Here is a 17,345-nt window from a genome sequence, read left to right as displayed (position 1 = left end):
CAACTGGTATGGTCGGAGGGTGACCTCCACTGCCGCCTTCGCTTCTTTCTCCACCGGCTTCACCCTCAGCCTTTCCCTCATCCTCGCCATCGGCGCGCAGAACGCGTTCGTGCTGCGCCAGGGCTTGCGGCGCGAACACGTGGCAGCTGTCGTGGCGGTATGTGCCGTGCTCGACGTGTCGCTCATGGCGATCGGTGTTGCAGGATTGGGCGCCGCCATCGGCAGCCGGCCGGCGCTGCTGGAAGTCATCCGCCACGTCGGTGCGGCCGTGCTCATCTTCTATGCGGTGCAGGCGTTGCGCCGCGCGATGTCATCGCAGGCCTTGCAGACCAGTGCGGGCGGGGAGCGCATGCCGCTCAGGCAGGTGGTGGCGCAGATCGCGGCCATCAGCCTTCTGAACCCGCACGTCTACCTGGACACGGTGGTGCTGGTCGGCGCGGTGGGCGCGCAGCAGCCGGACGACTTGCGCTGGGTCTTCCTCTGCGGCGCGGGCCTGGCGAGCACGGTGTGGTTCGTGGCGCTGGGATTCGGCGCCCGGCTGCTCACGCCGCTGTTCGCAAAGCCGGTGGCGTGGCGCGCGCTCGACCTGCTGGTGGCTGCGCTCATGGCGTGGATTGCGTGGGGCCTGCTCGTGCCGGCCACCGCCTGACCTAGCCGCCAATTGCGTCGAACGCAATACCGCCCTTGCGGCGGCGGGACATTGGCGGATCGTCCTGTCCGCATGTTAGAAACTTTGCTTTCTCAGCTGTGCGGAAGGAGAGAGGGAATGGCAGGGCTTGCAGTCATGGGCTGGCGCGCGTTTGTCGCGTCGCTCGTCATCGCGCTTGGCGCCTCTGGCGCACACGCGCAAAACCGCCAGCAGGAGGCGAAGCTCGCCTACCTGCGCGACATGCCGACACCCGAGCAAGTGGTGGCTGCGTTCAGCGGCGGGCCGACGCCCGCGCAGACAATGGGCCGGCAGTGTGCCGCGCTCTCGATGCTCTTGCGGGGTCGCATCTTCCCCGACATGTCGTTCACCGGGCCTGGCGTCGAACTGGCTGAACGCTACCGTGCAGCGGCGGCGGCCATCGAGCGGCAGTACAGCGCCACCATCAAGCCACTCGACGATGTGGAGAACCGCCGCGAGTGGACGCGCATGTGCGAGAACCGGCGTTCCGGCCGTAACCCGCTCAGCGGGCAGGAAGAAAGCGGCTGGCCCGCGCTCGAGACACCCGTGACGATGGAAGAGCTCATGCCGCTCTTCAAACCCTCGGTGCGTGAAGCACTGGACCGCGTGGCCGTTGAGAACAGACAGCTCGCCGCCGCGCAGAAGACGCGCAACGAGAACATGGTGAAGCAGGCCGAGGCCGCGCGCGCGCAAGGCCTGCGCGACCAGATGTTCGGCGTGATCATGATGGTGGGCTCGCTCGTCGCCGTCGCGGTGATCGTGCTGATGCTCGTCTGGATCGCCCGCGCCACGGCGCGCATCGGCGCCAAGCCCGGCAAGCAGACGGGCGAGGTGCTCATCAACGGCAAGCCGTACCAGATCCGGCATTTCGGCGGCCGACTGCTGGAAGGCCGCAAGGAGCGCGAAACCATCTGGCACGAAGAACGCAGCAACGACCCGGGGCAGCCGGCCCGGCGCTGGTCCACCACCGTCATCCACGACCGCCTGCGCGTCGAGGACACGCAGGGCAAGACGCACACCCTGCACCTCAAGGACTGGGACCTGGGCTACAAGGACGGCGACACGCTGCAGTTCTACCGACTCGTGAAGGACGGCAAGACCGACGAGGAATTCGCGGTCATCGCCAACCGTTCGAGCGGCGGAACCTGGTCGGACCACAACGTGCTCGCCCGCAAGGCCGCGCCGATCAACGGCTTGCTGGCCATCGTGCTGGTGGTCTTCGCGGGCTTGTGCACACTGGGCATCGGCTGGCTCGTCGGCGGCCTCTGGATCTGGTACAGCTCGCGCCGCATGGCAAAGGTGGAGGGCGAGGTCGAGAAATGGGTCGCGGCCTGCGAACCCCTGCCTGCCGTGCCGCAGTTCGTCAGCCCCGCAGCCTGAGGCGCGATGGCGAAGGCTTCAATCCAGCCCACGCACCGCGCGCGACAGCGCCTCGATGCCCGGCCCGATCTGGTCCAGCGTGATCGATGACAGCCGAAGGCGGAAATAAGGGCAGGGTGACGGCGGCTCGTTGAAGAACACGTCGCCCGGCTCGATGAGCACGCCATGCCCGCGCGCAGCGACGGCCAATGCCGCTCCATCCATGCCGGCCGGCATCTGCACCCACACCGAAGCGCCGCCTTGCGGCAGCGTGAATCGCATTTGCGGCAGATAGGTGTGCAGCGCTGCGGCCACGGCCGAGAGGCGCTGCTGCATTTCCTGGTTCACACGTCGCGCGTGCGAGTCGTGATGCCCGAGCGAGATGAACAGTGCATAGGCGTGCTGCAGGAACGCGCTGGGGTGCCGCACCATGGCGTGGCGCAGAAGACGAAGCTCGGCTATGAGTTCCTTCGGCGCAACGATGTATCCCAGGCGCAGTGCGGGCGAAAGGCTCTTGGACAATGAACCGATATAGATCACACGCCCGAGCCGGTCCATGCTTTTGAGTGCTGGCATCGGAGCGCCCTCGTACAGATTCTCCGCCTCGTAGTCATCTTCGATGAGAACAAAATCTTTCTGCTTCGCCTGCAATAGCAGCTCTTCCCGACGGTCGAGGCTCAGTGTGCCGGTGGTTGGGCTCTGGTGTGACGGCGTGACGAACAAATAGTCCAGGTCAGGAAGCCCATCTACAACCACACCTTCATCATCCACGGGAATTGAATGAACTTGTCGCGTTCGCATGAGGAATGCGTTGCGTGCATGGGGATGACCGGGCTCTTCCATGCCAAGGCGCGACGAGCCGTCCAGTAAAGCGTCTGCGAGCAGGTAGTAGGCGTGTTGCGCGCCGACAGTGACCAGGATTTCTTCGGGGGATGCAAAAACACCCCGCTTTGGAAGCAGCCGCTGGCGTATCTGCTCCAGAAGTTCCGTCACGTCCGCCGTTTCGAGATCAGGCGTCCACTGCGAAAGCTGGACGCGTGCCAGGCTGCGCGTGCAACATTCCCTGAAATCTGCCGTCGGAAACAATTGCGCGTCGTGCGTGCCATAGACGAACGGATACTCGAATTCGCGCCAGCGATCGGGTTTGGAGAGCGTTGGCTTGCCCTTGAGCGAGCGGTGCACGCGTTGGGCCCAGTCGAGCGTCCTCGTCCCACCGCCGTGTGTTTTCAGCCCTTCAGCATTGTTGTTGAAACCGGATACCGCTTTTGATTGCACCTGTGCGGGCTTGGCTCCGCTGGTCACGAAGACACCCATCCGCGGACGGGTTTCGAGGTAAGCCTCTTCAATGAGTTGGTCGTAGGCAGCGCTGACCGTATTGCGTGAAATTTCCAGCGCGCGCGCGAGCTCGCGCGATGACGGCAAGGCCGAACCGGGAGCGAGATGGCCTTCGAGGATCGCATGCACAACCGCTTGCCGGAGCCTCGCCTGCAGGGACAGGCCGGTCTGCTCCGACAACGCAAAGAGTGGCGCCCATTGCGGAGAGAGCGGAGACTGCGGCAGGAAGGCCTTTTTCATGCTCGCAGTGTTTGGGCCGCCAGACCCGGCAGCTGCCGCATGAAAACGCATGGATCGCCGTCAGCAACGCACCCACCGGCCACCATCCTGTATCGCGGTGCAGCCGACCGCTTGGGCGTCCGTGGCCGTGCCGGTGGATCGCGCCGTGCATCGGAAAGCGTGACGCTGGATGCGGGCGTTGCGAGCAAGTGGACCTCTCCTTCAAACACCGTCCCGGCAACGCGCACCTCGCGTAGCCGTTCGCCACCGAGATCGTACGGATCGTCCTCAAGTACGGTGAAATCCGCCTTCTTGCCGCAAGAAATCGACCCGATCTCATGATCGAGCCCCAACCCGAAGGCTGCATCGATCGTGATGCCGGCGAGGGCCTCGTCCAGCGACACCCGCTCTTCCGGCGCGATCCGGGCGCCACTTCGTGTCGTTCGCGTCGCAGCGCACCATGCAAGCGTCAACGGTTCCAGGGGCGCCATCATGAAATCCGAGTGGAACGACACTTTGAGCCCCGCCCGCTTCATGGACCCGGCCCGGACGATCTGCGATGCACGCTCAGGCCCCAGGCCCAGGCGTGCGTAGCCGTCGGCAAGCGCATGGATGTAGTAACTATTGACGGAGGCGTGGGCGCCGAGTGCAGCCATGCGGGTGGATTGGGCGTTCGTATGAAAGCCTACATGATGCATCATGAAGCGATGGTCAAAACGAGGCCTGCGAGATTGGGCCCCGGCCAGCGCATTCAGCACTGCATCCATGCCACCGTCACCGTTGACGTGGACATGAATCTGATAGTCCGCGTTCCAGAAGGCTTCGACGCCGCTTGCAAGAACCTCGGGACTCATGAGCCATTCGCCCTGATGACCATCGATGTATCCCGGCGGGTTCATCTGCATCAGCTGCGAGAACATGGCGCCATCGGCAAACAGTTTCACCGCACGCAGGAATTTCACCCTCGGGCTGGCTTTGGCCTGCAGAGCCTCGATGACCGGCAACGCACCGGAGAAGTCGATGGGTTGATCCGGCCCGCCCATGACTGCGCGGCCAGCGGCGCGATTCGCGAAGCTCCGTGCGTCAGCGACATTCACCACGCGCAGGGGGCGCCCCGGCTCTTCGATGCACGCTCTGAGTGCAGCGATCTCATAGTCAGGATCAAGCGCCCCGAACAGCATATCGGCAGCGGTCGTAATCCCTCCGCGCTGCATGAGGTCCGCGGTGATGTTCAACCCGCGGTAGTACCAGTCCGGCCGCAGGAACCGTGGCATGAGCTTCGCGACAACGACCTTGTTCCCCGTCTCGTAGAAGTGGCCCCGCGCAAGGTCGATCTGTGGGTGCCTGGCAAGTTCCAGCTCGTCCAGTTCCAGTTTCGCGATTGCCGAACTGTTCATGTAGGTTTCATGGAACGAGCGTTGCCAGAGAATCACCGGCCGATCAGGGCAGAGCGCATCCAGTTCGGCCCGGCCCCAAACCCCGTGCTCCGAAGGCTGGTATCCGAAGCTGATGAACCAGTCGGAATGATCGGTCCTTGCGGCCAAACGCGCTTCGAGCAGCGCGCGATACTGCTCCGGGGTCGTCGCGGCGGGCGCAACACGACCACCTTCCAGCCGCCAGGCCTCTGGGGCGATGACCTCCATGGGCGTGAGCAGTGCGCCCAGGAACGGATGCAGATGGTTGTCGATGAAGCCCGGCATCAGCACCTTGTCCGCAAGACGCTCGTCCACGATCACTCGCCGACCCTCGCGCCATGGCGCCATCGACGCCATGTCGCCGACGGCGACGATCCGTCCATCGATCACGCCTGCGGCAGTCGCCTCGGGCAAGGACGGGTCCATGGTGATGATGCGGCGCGCTTTGAATATGGTCAGGGGTGCCGCGTGATGGGTGGATTGCTCATTCATGATGTGCTTTCTGTGCGGAGATGATTCAGGTACGGATGCGTTCGTTCTTCGGGTCGTACCACGGCCCGAGCTGCGCCTGGGCCGGCACGCGACGGTCACCGATGCCGATTTCAAAGCGCAGCGAAGCCAGCCGGTCCGCCGTTACCGGCTCGTCCAGTCGCACATACCCCATCCCGAGCGACGCGCCGATGCGATGACCATACATGCCGGATGTGATGACGCCCACTGGACGATCATCGGCAAATATGGGCTCCTCGTGATAGAGCAGTTCCGCGTCGTCGGCTAGCCGGAACTGCACAAGGCGCCGATGGGGGACGCCCGCTGCCTTCTGCGCCTTCAATGCCTCCAGTCCGATGAATCCACCGGGCTTGTCCCAGGCGCAGGTGAAGCCGAGGCCCGCATGCAAAGGTGAATCCTCGATGCCGATGTCATCGCCCCAATGGCGATAGCCTTTTTCCATTCGACAGGCGTTCAAGGCATGGAAGCCAGCCAGCTTCAACCCATGCCTGACACCAATCTCCATCAAGCGGTCAAAAACATGCAACGCGAACTCCGCGGGGATGTAAATCTCCCAACCCAGTTCTCCGACATACGTGATGCGATTGGCCCGCACGATGGCATAGCCGATTTCGATTTCCTGCGAGGTTCCGAACGGAAATGCGTCGTTGGAGAAATCCGCATTGCTGGCTTCCGCGAGCAATGCGCGTGCATTCGGCCCCATAAGACCCAGCATCGGCATGCCAGAGGTCACATCCGTCACCGTGCAGAACGCGCCTTCGGGGATGTGCTCACGTAGCCAGGCGAGGTCACGTATCTGCGTTGACACCGAACTCACGACCATGAAGCTGTCGATTGTGAGACGGGTGATCGTGAGGTCGGCTTCGATCCCGCCTCTTTCGTTGAGCCATTGCGTATACACAATGCGTCCCGGCGGGACGTCGATGCGATTGGTGGAAAGTCGCTCGAGCACCGCACAGGCGTCACGCCCCTGAACGATGAATTTGGGCATCGACGATTGATCGAACAGTGCCACGGAATCGCGTGCCGCGCGGCACTCTGCGCCAGCGGCGTCAAACCAGTTCTGCCGACCGTAGCTGTACTCGTACGATGGCCTGCTGCCCGGAGCGCCGAACCAGTTCGAGCGCTCCCAGCCCGCAAGCTCGCCCATGCATGCGCCTTGCGCGATCAGGCGATCGTGAAACGCCGTACGGCGTGCGCCTCTCGCTGTTTCGACCTGGCGAAACGGCCAGTGCATGGCGAACAGAAGCCCGAGGGTCTCTTTGGTTCTATCCTTGAGATATGCGCGAGTGCCTTGGCTCGGGTGCATGCGGCGAACGTCCATGCCCGGCAGGTCCACGGGCGAGCGCCTGTCCCGGATCCATTCGGCCAGAACTTTGCCCGCCCCTCCTGAGCTCTGGATTCCGATCGAGTTGAATCCACAGGCGACAAACAGGTCCCGAACCTCGGCCGTTTCACCAAGGAGGTAACGGTCGTCCGGTGTAAAGCTTTCGGGACCGTTGAACCAGGTGGCAATGCCCGTGCGCTGGAGCACGGGAACGCGGTCCATCGCGCGCGTCAGCACCGGCTCGAAGTGATCGAAGTCGTCCGGCAGTTCGTCGAAGAAGAAATCCTTGGGGATTCCATCGAGGGCCCATGGCTTCGCCACGGGTTCGAAGGCCCCCAGCAGCAACTTGCCCGCATCTTCCTTGTAGTAAGCCCACTCGTCCGGCACCCGCAGCACAGGCAAGTTGGAAGGCAGATCGGCAATGGGCTCAGTCACGATGTAGAAATGCTCTGCAGCCTGCAGTGGCAACCGCAGGCCCACCTGTCTGCCCACCCAGTGACTCCACATGCCGGCGGCCAGTACCACCGTGCCCGCACGGACCTCGCCTTCGGCACCATCATGACGGACCTTCACACCGACAGCACGTCCGTTTTCGATGACGATGTCCATCACCTCCGCGTTCTCCACGATGCGCGCGCCCCCCATACGGGCACCCTTCGCAAACGCTTGCGTGGTATCGACAGGATTGGTCTGCCCGTCGTTGGGCGTCCAGATACCGCCAACAACGTCCTTGTCCGCGAGAAGCGGATACCTTGACTGGATGTCGGAAGGCGTGAGGAACTCGACCTCAACCCCGAACGCCCGGCCCATGGCTCCGGTTCTTTTGAATTCTTCGAACCGCGCTTCGGTCAGCGCAACCCCGATCGAGCCGTTCTGCTTGAAGCCGGTCGCCTGGCCGGTCTCCGCCTCGAGCGTGACAAGCAGTTCGGATGTGTATTTGGCCAGTTCGGTGAGCGTCCTCGTCGCACGCAGCTGGGGCACCAGTCCTGCAGCGTGCCACGTTGTTCCACAGGTGAGCTGACGCCTCTCGAGCAGCAACACATCGCGGATTCCAAGCTTCGTCAAATGGTAGGCAATGGAGCAACCGACGATGCCCCCGCCAATGATGATCACGTCGCAGCGCGCCGGTAGATCCTGCATATCCAGACTCCTGATAGACAACACAAGCAATCCATTCAAGACATCCCGAATCAGCGCAAGGAGAATTGCTTGTCAATTTATGAAACCGGTTTCATAATATATACAAACAGCCTTCGCAACAAGGCTTTTCAACATTTATCCATGTCTTCATCCCGATCCAATCTGCGTGAAGTCGCGCACAAGGCAGGCGTGTCCCCCGCCACCGTTTCACGCGTGCTGAATCGACCAGATCTCGTCGCAGAATCCACCCGTGCACGCGTACTGGCAGCGGCCGCCGAGCTCGACTTCGAGCCGAGCCCATCCGCACGGGCGCTGTCGCGCGGCCGCTCGTATGTGATGGGTGCGCTGATCCCGCACATCGGGTACTCGGTGTTTGCGGACTACATCGACGCCGTGCAAATTGCTTGCCACGCGGCTGGCTACAGCCTTGTCATGGGCGCCTATCACTTCGACATGGACGAAGAGCTCAGGCAGGCCCGGCGGCTTGTGCATTCAGGTGTGGACGCGTTGATCCTCGTCGGCTTCAAGCATCGGCCGGAGTTGTTCGAATTGCTCGACGCGAACGACGTGAAATACGTTTGCACCGACGTGTTCGATCCGAAATCGCCGCACCCCTGTATCGGTTACGACAACCGCGGAGCAGGTCGGCGCATCGCTGCGCACTTCATCGCCGCAGGCCACAAGCGCTTCGCCATGGTCACGGGCGACACGCGCCGCAATGATCGGATGGCGTTGCGGCTCGAGGGCTTCCGTGCCGAGTTGAGAAAGCACGGCTTCCCTCTGCCTGCCGATGCGGTTTTCCAGGGCGACTACACCATCGCCGAGGGAAGTCGAGGCTTTTCTGCCGTCTACGCAGCCTCACAGCCCACAGCCGTGATGTGCGGCAACGATGTGCTCGCTGTTGGCGCGCTGCTGGAGGCGCGCAAACATGGACTCTCGATTCCGGACGATGTCGAAATCACCGGCTTCGACAACCTCGAATGGGCCGCCGCCTTCACACCGCCGCTGACCACCATGCACGTCCCATGCACGGAAATGGGCCGTGGTGCTGCGGAGTTGCTTCTCGCCCGGATGGAAGGCCGGGACGCTCCGCACGCTGTCGCGCTCCCGCTCGCACTGGTCGAGAGGGAAACCACTCGTCCCGCAGTCACATGAAGCCATCGCTTCTTTCACCTACCTTGACATGACGCACACCTACGTTCTCACTCTCTCATGCAACGACCGGGTCGGCATCGTTGCCGCAGTATCGGGATTCCTCGCCAGCCGCGGGGCCAACATCTCGGAAGCGGCCCAGTACAACGATGCCAGCACCGGTCTTTTTTTCATGCGTGTCCAGTTCTCCACCAAGGGCGAGGACAGTCTGGACGCGCTGCGGGCCAGCTTCAACGCAGTAGCCGAGCCCATGGAGATGGAGTGGGAACTGAGCGAACATGGGCGGCGCATGCCGACCGTACTGATGGTTTCCAGGCTTGGGCACTGCCTCAACGACCTGTTGTTCCGTCATCGCACAGGGCAGTTGCCACTGGAAATTCGAGCCATTGTTTCCAACCATCGGGATTTCTACCAGCTCGCAGCGGCCCACGACATTCCCTTTCACCACGTACCCGTGACTGCTGCGACACGGTCAGCTGCAGAGGGGCGACTGCTGGAGATTGTGGAGTCGACGCAAGCCGAGCTGGTCGTGCTTGCGCGCTACATGCAGATCCTTTCAGACGATCTTTGCCGCTCTCTCGCGGGGCGCGCGATCAACATCCACCATTCCTTCTTGCCGAGCTTCAAGGGCGCGCGCCCCTATCAACAGGCTTTTGACAGAGGCGTCAAGTTGATTGGCGCGACGGCCCACTACGTCACCGCAGAACTGGATGAAGGACCCATCATCGAGCAGGACGTCGCTCGTGCAGACCACTCGATGCAGCCAGAGGCGCTCACGGCGATGGGACGTGACATCGAGAGCGCCGTCCTGGCAAGGGCCGTCACCTGGCATGCGCAAAGACGTGTATTGCCGAACGGACACAAGACAGTCGTGTTCCGTTGAGGGCCACGACCCATTCATGGTCAATAAGGAAACCGAAATGAAAGTGCTGGTACCCGTGAAACGCGTGGTGGACTACAACGTCAAAGTCCGAGTGAAGTCCGATGGCAGCGGGGTGGACATTGCCAATGTGAAGATGAGCATGAACCCCTTTGACGAGATTGCGGTCGAAGAGGCGGTGCGCCTGAAAGAGAAGGGTGTTGTGACGGAAGTCATTGCTGTCTCCTGCGGCGTGACGCAATGCCAGGAGACGCTGCGCACGGCGATGGCCATCGGCGCTGACCGCGCGATCCTGGTGGAGACGGCCGAAGAGCTGCAGCCGCTGGCCGTGGCCAAGCTGCTCAAGGCCCTTGTGGACAAGGAGCAGCCCTCGCTCGTGATCCTGGGCAAGCAGGCGATCGACGACGACGCCAACCAGACGGGCCAGATGCTCGCTGCCCTGGCCGACCTGCCGCAAGCGACGTTTGCCAGCAAGGTCGAAGTCGACGGCGACAAGGTCAAGGTCACCCGTGAAGTGGACGGCGGTCTGGAGACGCTGGCGCTCACGCTGCCGGCGGTCATTACCACCGACCTGCGTTTGAACGAGCCGCGCTACGTCACGCTGCCCAACATCATGAAGGCCAAGAAGAAGCAGCTGGATACCGTCAAGCCCGAAGACCTGGGCGTGGACGTGAAGCCGCGCCTGAAGACGCTGAAGGTGACGGAGCCTGCGGGCCGCAAGGCCGGCATCAAGGTGCCGGACGTGGCCACGCTGGTGGACAAGCTCAAGAACGAAGCCAAGGTTATCTGAGGAAGCAGGAGAAATACATGTCCACTCTCGCAAATGCTCTCGTTGTGGCAGAACACGACAACGCTTCCATCAAGCCCGCCACGCTCAACACCGTGACGGCCGCCGCCGCTTGCGGTGGTGATGTCCATGTGCTGGTCGCTGGTCACAACGCGGCAGAAGCCGCGAAGGCCGCCAGCCAGATCGCCGGTGTCGCCAAGGTCATCCACGCCGACGGCGAAGGCTTCGCCCACGGCCTGGCCGAGAACGTCGCGGCGCAAGTCCTCGCGATTGCCGGCAACTACAGCCACATCCTGTTCCCGGCCACGGCCAGCGGCAAGAACGTGGCACCTCGCGTCGCCGCCCGGCTGGACGTCGCGCAGATCAGCGACATCACCAAGGTCGATGCTGCCGATACTTTCGAGCGCCCGATCTACGCCGGTAACGCCATCGCCACGGTGCAAAGCGCTGATGCCACCAAGGTGATCACGGTGCGCACCACGGCCTTCGACCCGGCAGCAGCCACGGGTGGCAGCGCGGCCATTGAAACCCCGGCAGCAGCATCGGGCAACGGCAAGAGCAGCTTCGTGGGCTCGGAGATCGCCAAGAGCGAACGCCCCGAACTCACCGCCGCCAAGATCATCGTCTCCGGTGGCCGGGCGCTGGGCAGCTCGGAGAAGTTCAATGAAGTGATGACGCCGCTGGCCGACAAGCTGGGCGCTGCCATCGGCGCCAGCCGCGCTGCGGTGGACGCGGGCTACGCGCCCAACGACCTGCAGGTAGGCCAGACGGGCAAGATCGTGGCGCCGCAGTTGTACATCGCAGCGGGCATCTCGGGGGCCATCCAGCATCTGGCCGGCATGAAGGACTCCAAGGTGATCGTGGCGATCAACAAGGACCCCGAAGCCCCGATCTTCAGCGTGGCCGACTACGGGCTGGAGGCCGACCTGTTCACTGCAGTGCCTGAACTGGCGCGATTGGCATAGGTCCTCCATGGCAAAGATCATCGATGGCCGAGCGTTGGCCCGGCGACTCAGGGAAGACTATCGCGTTCGCGTCGCCCAACTGGTGGATTCAGGAACGAAGCCTGGTCTGGCCGTTGTTCTCGTCGGCGAGAGTGCCGCGTCAATCGTGTACGTCAACAACAAGATCAAGGCGTGCCGGGAAGTCGGCATCGAGTCCCATCTCGTCCGGCTGCCGTCCTCGGTTTCGCAGAAAGAATTGATCGAACAGATCGATGCACTCAACAACGACGATGCCGTCCATGGAATCCTGGTGCAGTTGCCACTGCCACCGCACATCGATATCGGCCCGGTCCTGCAGAAGATCTCGCGTGACAAGGACGTCGATGGCTTTCATCTGTACAACGTTGGCGCACTGGCTGCGGGGCATCCCGCGTTCGCACCATGCACGCCCCAGGCAGTCATGGCCATGCTCGAGTCGGAGGGCATACCCATCGCAGGGCAGAACGTTGTCATCGTGGGCGCCAGCAACATTGTCGGCAAGCCGATGGCATTGATGATGCTCCAGGCTGGGGCCACCATCTCTGTTTGCCACGCATTGACGAAGGACCTCGGACAGTACACGCTGCTGGCAGACATCCTGGTCGTCGCAGCAGGTCACCCGAATCTCATCGTTCCGCAAATGGTCAAGCGCGGTGCTGTGGTCATCGACGTAGGCATCAATCGACTCGCCGACGGCTCCATCACTGGAGACGTGGATTTTGCCGGCGTACGGGAGAAGGCGAGCCACATCTCGCCTGTTCCCGGAGGCGTAGGCCCAATGACCGTAACGATGTTGATTTCCAACACGCTCATGTCCGCCACGAACGCAGCGTCGCTCGTCGTTTCCTGATCGGCCAGCCCGAAGCCTGAACGGCTGGCCCATTCGATCGGTCCAAGCTGGCCCTATGCCGGGGGAATCAGCCTCGATAGTCTTGAACATCCGAAATACCGTTGTTGTCCGTCGTCAGGAGTTCCCTTGAGCCAATCTTCTTTCACCCCAGTTACCGAGGCCACGCTTGCAGCGTTCAGCGACGCCTGGAATCGCCACGACGTGGACGCGCTGATGTCGTTCATGAGTGACGACTGCGTCTTCGAAACCGCAGCGGGCCCGGATGCTTGCGGCACCCGGCATGTCGGGCCTGAAGCAGTGCGCCAGGCATTTGCCGGTGCCTGGTCTCAATTGCCGGATGCGCACTGGGCCAATGGCCGGCACTTTGTCCAGGGAGACTTCGGGGTATCGCAGTGGCTGTTCAGCGGCACTGCGGCCGACGGAAGTCGCGTCGAGGTGGAGGGCGTGGATCTTTTCCGCTTCAGGAATGGCAAGATCGCACTCAAGAACGCCTACCGGAAGGTGCGGCCCAACGTCCCTGCGGTGACCGCACGGAGCCCGGCATGACTGCAGCCGCCTTTGCCGGGTTGACAGGAGACACAGGCTACGACCCGAAACATGACCCACTGGTCACGTCCGTACCCGGCACCGGGCGTGACTATGCCCCGACCTACTGGGTTGCAACGGCCGGAACACCGCCAGAGGACGATGGCGCCGTCACCTCCGATTTCGACGCCGATGTCGTCATCATCGGTTCAGGGGCAACAGGTATTGCCACCGCACTCTTCCTGGCGCGTGAGCAGGGCGTGCAAGCCGTGGTCCTGGAGGCCAACAAGGCCTCATGGGGCTGCTCGAGCCGAAGCGGCGGTCAAGGCCAGAACGCCAGCGGCCGCATGAAGCGGTCTGGCTGGATCAAGCGCTGGGGGTTGGAAACCGCAAAGAAACTCGACGCTGAAGTACGCGATGGCTTCGAAACCTTTCGGATGTTGACGAAGGAGTTCGACTGCGATGCACATGACGGCGGACATCTGTATGTAGCCCATCGCAAATCCATGCTTGCATATCTCTCGAACGAGACGCAAGTCATGCGCGAGCATTTCGGCTACGACGCACGCATGCTCACGCCAGAGGAAATCCGGGAAAACTACTGCGATGAGCGCGAGGCGGCGGGCGCATTGCTCGAGCCGGACGGTATCGGCATCCATCCACTCAAGTACACATTTGGTGCAATCAGGGCAGCGCGCGCCTTGGGCGTGAAGCTCCATACAGCAAGCCCCGTCCAGGGATGGGAAACCATTGGCGGCGTGCACCATCTGCGTACGCCCGGGGGCACGGTCCGTGCCAGGCGCGTGGTGGTATGCACGGGCGGCTACACCGGACAAGAGCTGCATCCGTCGCTGAAGAACAAGGTCATGCCGATCCTGTCGAATTCGATCGTCACGCGCCCGTTGACAGCGGCCGAACTCGAGGCCACGAAGTTCAAGTCACTGACATTCCTGACGGACACCCGAACGCTCCGCTTCTACTACCGTCTCCTGAAAGGGAACCGGCTGCAGATCGGTAGCCGCAGCTCCGTCTCGGGAGCAGATGCCGAGCACCCCGAGCACCTGAAACTCCTCACGGACGCGATCGCACGCAAATTCCCTCCCCTTACCGGAATTGATATCGATTACTCGTGGTGGGGATGGGTCGACGTGAGTCACGACGCGATGCCGCGATTCGTCCAGCCAGACCCCTCCCAGACGATCTGGTACGGCGTTGGCTACGGTGGCAATGGCGTCTCGTATTCGGCACATGCAGGCAAGCGGCTCGCTGAGCGCGTCGTCGGCAAGGATCGTGGCCGTGAAGTTTTCGAGCTGCCGATCTACAAGGGCGAGTTGCCCGGTCACTGGGCCGCGCCTTTCAGGCGACTTGGACAAGCCATGGCGTACAAGTGGTACTGGCTGCGCGATGAGCTCTGACTGCGCCATCGGGCACCTGCGCTGGCCCCATCATCAAGTACGGCCTGGCCCCATCGAGAGGCATGGAATTTGCACCCCGGAAAGCAGCCATCCACCGCCTCGAGCGTTCACCCTTCTCACAGGAGATCTCTGATGAACTTGTTCAGTTCGCTATCGCTGCGCCGCCGTGCGCTGGTGTCACTTGCATCCCTTGCAGTCGTTGCTGCCGCGCCCATGACGGCCCTGGCCCAGAAGGCTGGTGGAACACTCGTGATCGGATCTACTCAAGTGCCTCGCCATCTGAACGGCGCTGTGCAATCGGGTGCAGCCACGGCCATGCCATCGGCGCAGTTGTTTGCCAGCCCGCTGCGATACAACGACAAGTGGGAGCCCCAGCCGTACCTTGCCGAGAAATGGTCGCTGTCGCCTGACGGCATGACGCTCACCCTCAACCTGAGAAAGAATGCCGTCTTCCATGACGGCAAGCCTGTCACCTCGGAAGATGTGGCGTTTTCGATCATGGCAATCAAGGCCAACCACCCGTTCACGACCATGCTCGGACCGGTGTCCAGGGTCGACACGCCCGATCCGCATACCGCCATCGTGCGCATGAGCGTGCCCCATCCCGCCATCCTGCTTGCGATGTCGCCTGGCCTCTGCCCGATCATGCCCAAGCACATCTATGGCGACGGCACTGACCTGAAGTCGCACCCGCGCAATTCCGCAGATGTCGTCGGCTCCGGGCCGTTCCGCCTCACCGAGTTCAAGGCAGGTCAACGCATTGTCATGGAGAAGTTCGACAAGTTCTTCCTGCCCGGCAAGCCCTATCTGGACAGAATCATCACGGACATCAACCCCGACATGTCCAGTCTGCTGCTGGGTCTGGAGCGCGGCACGATTCACATGCTGCCTTTCGTGACCAACCCCCCGGATCTCCAGAGACTGGGCAAGGACGCCAACGTCACACTCACTGCGCAGGGCTACGAAGGCATCGGCCCGATCAACTGGCTTGCTTTCAATCTCGAACGCAAACCGATGTCGGATGTCAAGGTGCGAAAGGCGATTGCCACCGCCATCGACAAGAACTTCATCGTGAAGGCACTGATGGGCGGGTTTGCCAAGGTGGCAGACGGTCCCATCTCCGACTCCAGCCCCTTTGCAGTCCCCGACGTCATCAAGTATCCGTTTGATCTCAAGAAGGCGGCCGCGATGCTCGACGAAGCCGGGTACCCTGCCGGTGCCAACGGCGAGCGGTTCAAGGTCACCGTTGACTTCTATCCGGGTGCGGATAGCCAGCAGAAAAATGTCGCGGAGTACCTGCGCAGCCAGCTGAAAAAGGTTGGCATCACCGTGGAGGTCCGCACTTCGGCCGACTTCCCTGCGTGGGCCAAGCGCATGGCCTCCCACGACTTCGACATGTCCATGGATGCCGTGTTCAACTGGGGCGATCCGGTCATCGGCGTGCATCGCACCTATCTTTCGACGAATATCCGCCCCATCGTATGGACCAACACGCAGTCCTACCGGAACCCGAAAGTCGATGAGCTGCTGAACTCCGCAGGAAGCATCATCGACCCCACGAAGCGCAAGGCCTATTACGCAGCCTTCCAGAAAATCATCACGGACGATTTGCCGGTGTACTCGATCAATGTGATGCCCTACTACACGGCCGCCAGCAAGAAGCTGGGCAATGTCCCGATGACCATCTGGGGACCCATGTCGCCATTCGATGAAGTGTTCCTGAAGTAAGTCGCCTGCAAAAGCCAGCGCCCGGCCGCATTGCCGCCGGGCGATCTTCTTTGAAGTTACGGGAGATCCGCTCATGAACATGCTTCGCCAGATTGGCTCACGGCTGATGCAAGCGCTGCTTTTGGTGCTGGCAGTCGTGGTGCTCAACTTCGCGCTCGTACACGCTGCCCCGGGCGATCCGGTGGAAACCATCGCAGGCGTCAGCGGAGGCATGTCCGAAGAGCTCAAGACCGAGTTACGCGCGGCCTACGGTCTGGACCAGCCGTTGCCCACACAACTGGGCGTCTATCTGCTGAAGGTGGCCCAGCTCGATCTCGGCTATTCATATTTCTTCAACCTGCCAGTCACCCAGCTGATTGTCGAACGCATCCCGGCGACGTTGCTGCTTGTCGTCACGTCTGTTCTGGGCGCATTCTTCATTGGCACAACGCTTGGTGTACTGGCATCGCGGCGCCCCAATGGATGGCTTTCACAACTCATCAATCTAATTTCGCTGGTCGGCTTTGCCGCACCCGTGTTCTGGACGGGCATGATGCTTGTGCTACTGCTCGCATCGGCGTTGCCCCTGTTCCCGATATCGAACATGCGTTCCATCGATTCCAGCGGGGGCGGCGGCCTGGCCGACATCATGGATGTAGCGCATCATCTGGTCCTGCCCTCCCTGACGCTGGGCCTGGTCTACCTCGCACAGTACAGCCGCCTCGCGCGCGCCAGCATGCTCGAAGTGCTGGGCGCCGATTTCATCCGCACCGCGCGCGCCAAGGGCCTGGCCGAGCGTGTGGTGCTCTACAAGCATGCGCTGCGCAATGCGGTGCTGCCGGTGGTCACCATCCTGGGCCTGCAGTTCGGCAACGTGATGGCCGGCGCCATCCTGGTCGAGACGGTGTTCAACTGGCCCGGCCTCGGCCGGCTCGCTTACGAGTCGGTGCTGCGCCGTGACTACCCGACCATCCTGGGCGTGTTGCTGTTCGCCTCCATCGTGGTGCTGGTGATGAACCAGATCACCGACCTGTGTTATCGCCAGATCGATCCGCGAATCAAATCGCGCTGATC

Annotated in this window: 14 protein-coding genes; 11 read left to right on the top strand and 3 right to left on the bottom strand. The window is 62.3% G+C overall.

Translation table 11 applies throughout. The features are described 5' to 3' along the window. Window positions 1-19: 19 nt before the first annotated feature. Together ACO2Q9_RS15885 and ACO2Q9_RS15880 are read left to right on the top strand one after the other, a co-directional pair. Window positions 20-649 (top strand): LysE/ArgO family amino acid transporter, encoded by a 630-nt coding sequence (locus ACO2Q9_RS15885; RefSeq protein ID WP_423312775.1) that lies wholly within the window; start codon window positions 20-22, stop codon window positions 647-649. A 117-nt stretch (window positions 650-766) separates the two neighbouring features. Next, window positions 767-2,047 (top strand): hypothetical protein, encoded by a 1,281-nt coding sequence (locus ACO2Q9_RS15880; RefSeq protein ID WP_423312774.1) that lies wholly within the window; start codon window positions 767-769, stop codon window positions 2,045-2,047. 18 nt (window positions 2,048-2,065) lie between these two features. On the opposite strand, the gene ACO2Q9_RS15875 is transcribed toward ACO2Q9_RS15880, so the two are convergent. Genes ACO2Q9_RS15875 through ACO2Q9_RS15865 form a run of 3 tightly spaced genes read right to left on the bottom strand, consistent with a single transcriptional unit; the run spans window position 2,066 to window position 7,972 of the window. Continuing rightward, the gene (locus ACO2Q9_RS15875; protein WP_423312773.1) at window positions 2,066-3,601 is read right to left on the bottom strand and encodes a PLP-dependent aminotransferase family protein; all 1,536 of its coding nucleotides are present in this window, start codon (window positions 3,599-3,601) and stop codon (window positions 2,066-2,068) included. Continuing rightward, window positions 3,598-5,487: an amidohydrolase gene (locus ACO2Q9_RS15870; RefSeq protein WP_423312772.1), complete on the bottom strand. Its 1,890-nt coding sequence runs from the start codon at window positions 5,485-5,487 to the stop codon at window positions 3,598-3,600. The genes ACO2Q9_RS15875 and ACO2Q9_RS15870 overlap by 4 nt, the downstream gene beginning before the upstream one ends. A gap of 25 nt (window positions 5,488-5,512) precedes the next feature. Continuing rightward, window positions 5,513-7,972: a GcvT family protein gene (locus ACO2Q9_RS15865; RefSeq protein ID WP_423312771.1), complete on the bottom strand. Its 2,460-nt coding sequence runs from the start codon at window positions 7,970-7,972 to the stop codon at window positions 5,513-5,515. Between the two features lie 69 nt (window positions 7,973-8,041). On the opposite strand from ACO2Q9_RS15865, the gene ACO2Q9_RS15860 reads away from it, so the two are divergent. From ACO2Q9_RS15860 to ACO2Q9_RS15820, 9 genes are all read left to right on the top strand, one after another. Then, on the top strand, window positions 8,042-9,127 hold the full coding sequence (locus tag ACO2Q9_RS15860; protein ID WP_423312770.1) for a LacI family DNA-binding transcriptional regulator: 1,086 nt from the start codon (window positions 8,042-8,044) through the stop codon (window positions 9,125-9,127). Window positions 9,128-9,155: 28 nt separating this feature from the next. Further along, window positions 9,156-10,007: a formyltetrahydrofolate deformylase gene (gene purU / locus ACO2Q9_RS15855; protein WP_423312769.1), complete on the top strand. Its 852-nt coding sequence runs from the start codon at window positions 9,156-9,158 to the stop codon at window positions 10,005-10,007. Between the two features lie 37 nt (window positions 10,008-10,044). Further along, window positions 10,045-10,794: an electron transfer flavoprotein subunit beta/FixA family protein gene (locus ACO2Q9_RS15850; protein ID WP_423307208.1), complete on the top strand. Its 750-nt coding sequence runs from the start codon at window positions 10,045-10,047 to the stop codon at window positions 10,792-10,794. A gap of 17 nt (window positions 10,795-10,811) precedes the next feature. Continuing rightward, a complete protein-coding gene (locus tag ACO2Q9_RS15845) occupies window positions 10,812-11,756 on the top strand; it encodes an electron transfer flavoprotein subunit alpha/FixB family protein (RefSeq protein WP_423312768.1) in 945 nt (314 codons plus the stop codon). Between the two features lie 7 nt (window positions 11,757-11,763). Beyond that, window positions 11,764-12,624: a bifunctional methylenetetrahydrofolate dehydrogenase/methenyltetrahydrofolate cyclohydrolase FolD gene (folD, locus tag ACO2Q9_RS15840; RefSeq protein ID WP_423312767.1), complete on the top strand. Its 861-nt coding sequence runs from the start codon at window positions 11,764-11,766 to the stop codon at window positions 12,622-12,624. 126 nt (window positions 12,625-12,750) lie between these two features. After that, complete coding sequence (locus ACO2Q9_RS15835) at window positions 12,751-13,170, top strand: nuclear transport factor 2 family protein (protein ID WP_423312766.1); 420 nt, start codon at window positions 12,751-12,753, stop codon at window positions 13,168-13,170. After that, complete coding sequence (locus ACO2Q9_RS15830; RefSeq protein ID WP_423312765.1) at window positions 13,167-14,564, top strand: NAD(P)/FAD-dependent oxidoreductase; 1,398 nt, start codon at window positions 13,167-13,169, stop codon at window positions 14,562-14,564. Before ACO2Q9_RS15835 ends, ACO2Q9_RS15830 begins: the two co-directional genes overlap by 4 nt. Before the next feature lie 132 nt (window positions 14,565-14,696). Continuing rightward, window positions 14,697-16,292, top strand: a complete 1,596-nt coding sequence (locus ACO2Q9_RS15825; RefSeq protein ID WP_423312764.1) for an ABC transporter substrate-binding protein — start codon at window positions 14,697-14,699, stop codon at window positions 16,290-16,292. 79 nt (window positions 16,293-16,371) lie between these two features. Next, on the top strand, window positions 16,372-17,343 hold the full coding sequence (locus ACO2Q9_RS15820) for an ABC transporter permease (protein WP_423312887.1): 972 nt from the start codon (window positions 16,372-16,374) through the stop codon (window positions 17,341-17,343). Window positions 17,344-17,345: the final 2 nt, after the last annotated feature.

Source organism: Variovorax sp. VNK109, assembly GCF_049445855.1.
Taxonomy (GTDB): Bacteria; Pseudomonadota; Gammaproteobacteria; order Burkholderiales; family Burkholderiaceae_C; genus JAGOCV01.
The sequence above is the reverse complement of the archived record's forward strand: the minus strand, read 5'-3'. Positions and strand labels throughout refer to the sequence as shown.

Bases quoted from the DNA above. Each gene is read 5' to 3' on its own strand.
- ACO2Q9_RS15880 (WP_423312774.1), top strand. From the start codon at position 767: ATGGCAGGGCTTGCAGTCATGGGCTGGCGCGCGTTTGTCGCGTCGCTC.
- ACO2Q9_RS15875 (WP_423312773.1), bottom strand. From the start codon at position 3,601: ATGAAAAAGGCCTTCCTGCCGCAGTCTCCGCTCTCTCCGCAATGGGCG.
- ACO2Q9_RS15870 (WP_423312772.1), bottom strand. From the start codon at position 5,487: ATGAATGAGCAATCCACCCATCACGCGGCACCCCTGACCATATTCAAA.
- ACO2Q9_RS15865 (WP_423312771.1), bottom strand. From the start codon at position 7,972: ATGCAGGATCTACCGGCGCGCTGCGACGTGATCATCATTGGCGGGGGC.
- purU (WP_423312769.1), top strand. From the start codon at position 9,156: ATGACGCACACCTACGTTCTCACTCTCTCATGCAACGACCGGGTCGGC.
- ACO2Q9_RS15850 (WP_423307208.1), top strand. From the start codon at position 10,045: ATGAAAGTGCTGGTACCCGTGAAACGCGTGGTGGACTACAACGTCAAA.
- ACO2Q9_RS15845 (WP_423312768.1), top strand. From the start codon at position 10,812: ATGTCCACTCTCGCAAATGCTCTCGTTGTGGCAGAACACGACAACGCT.
- folD (WP_423312767.1), top strand. From the start codon at position 11,764: ATGGCAAAGATCATCGATGGCCGAGCGTTGGCCCGGCGACTCAGGGAA.
- ACO2Q9_RS15830 (WP_423312765.1), top strand. From the start codon at position 13,167: ATGACTGCAGCCGCCTTTGCCGGGTTGACAGGAGACACAGGCTACGAC.
- ACO2Q9_RS15825 (WP_423312764.1), top strand. From the start codon at position 14,697: ATGAACTTGTTCAGTTCGCTATCGCTGCGCCGCCGTGCGCTGGTGTCA.
- ACO2Q9_RS15820 (WP_423312887.1), top strand. From the start codon at position 16,372: ATGCTTCGCCAGATTGGCTCACGGCTGATGCAAGCGCTGCTTTTGGTG.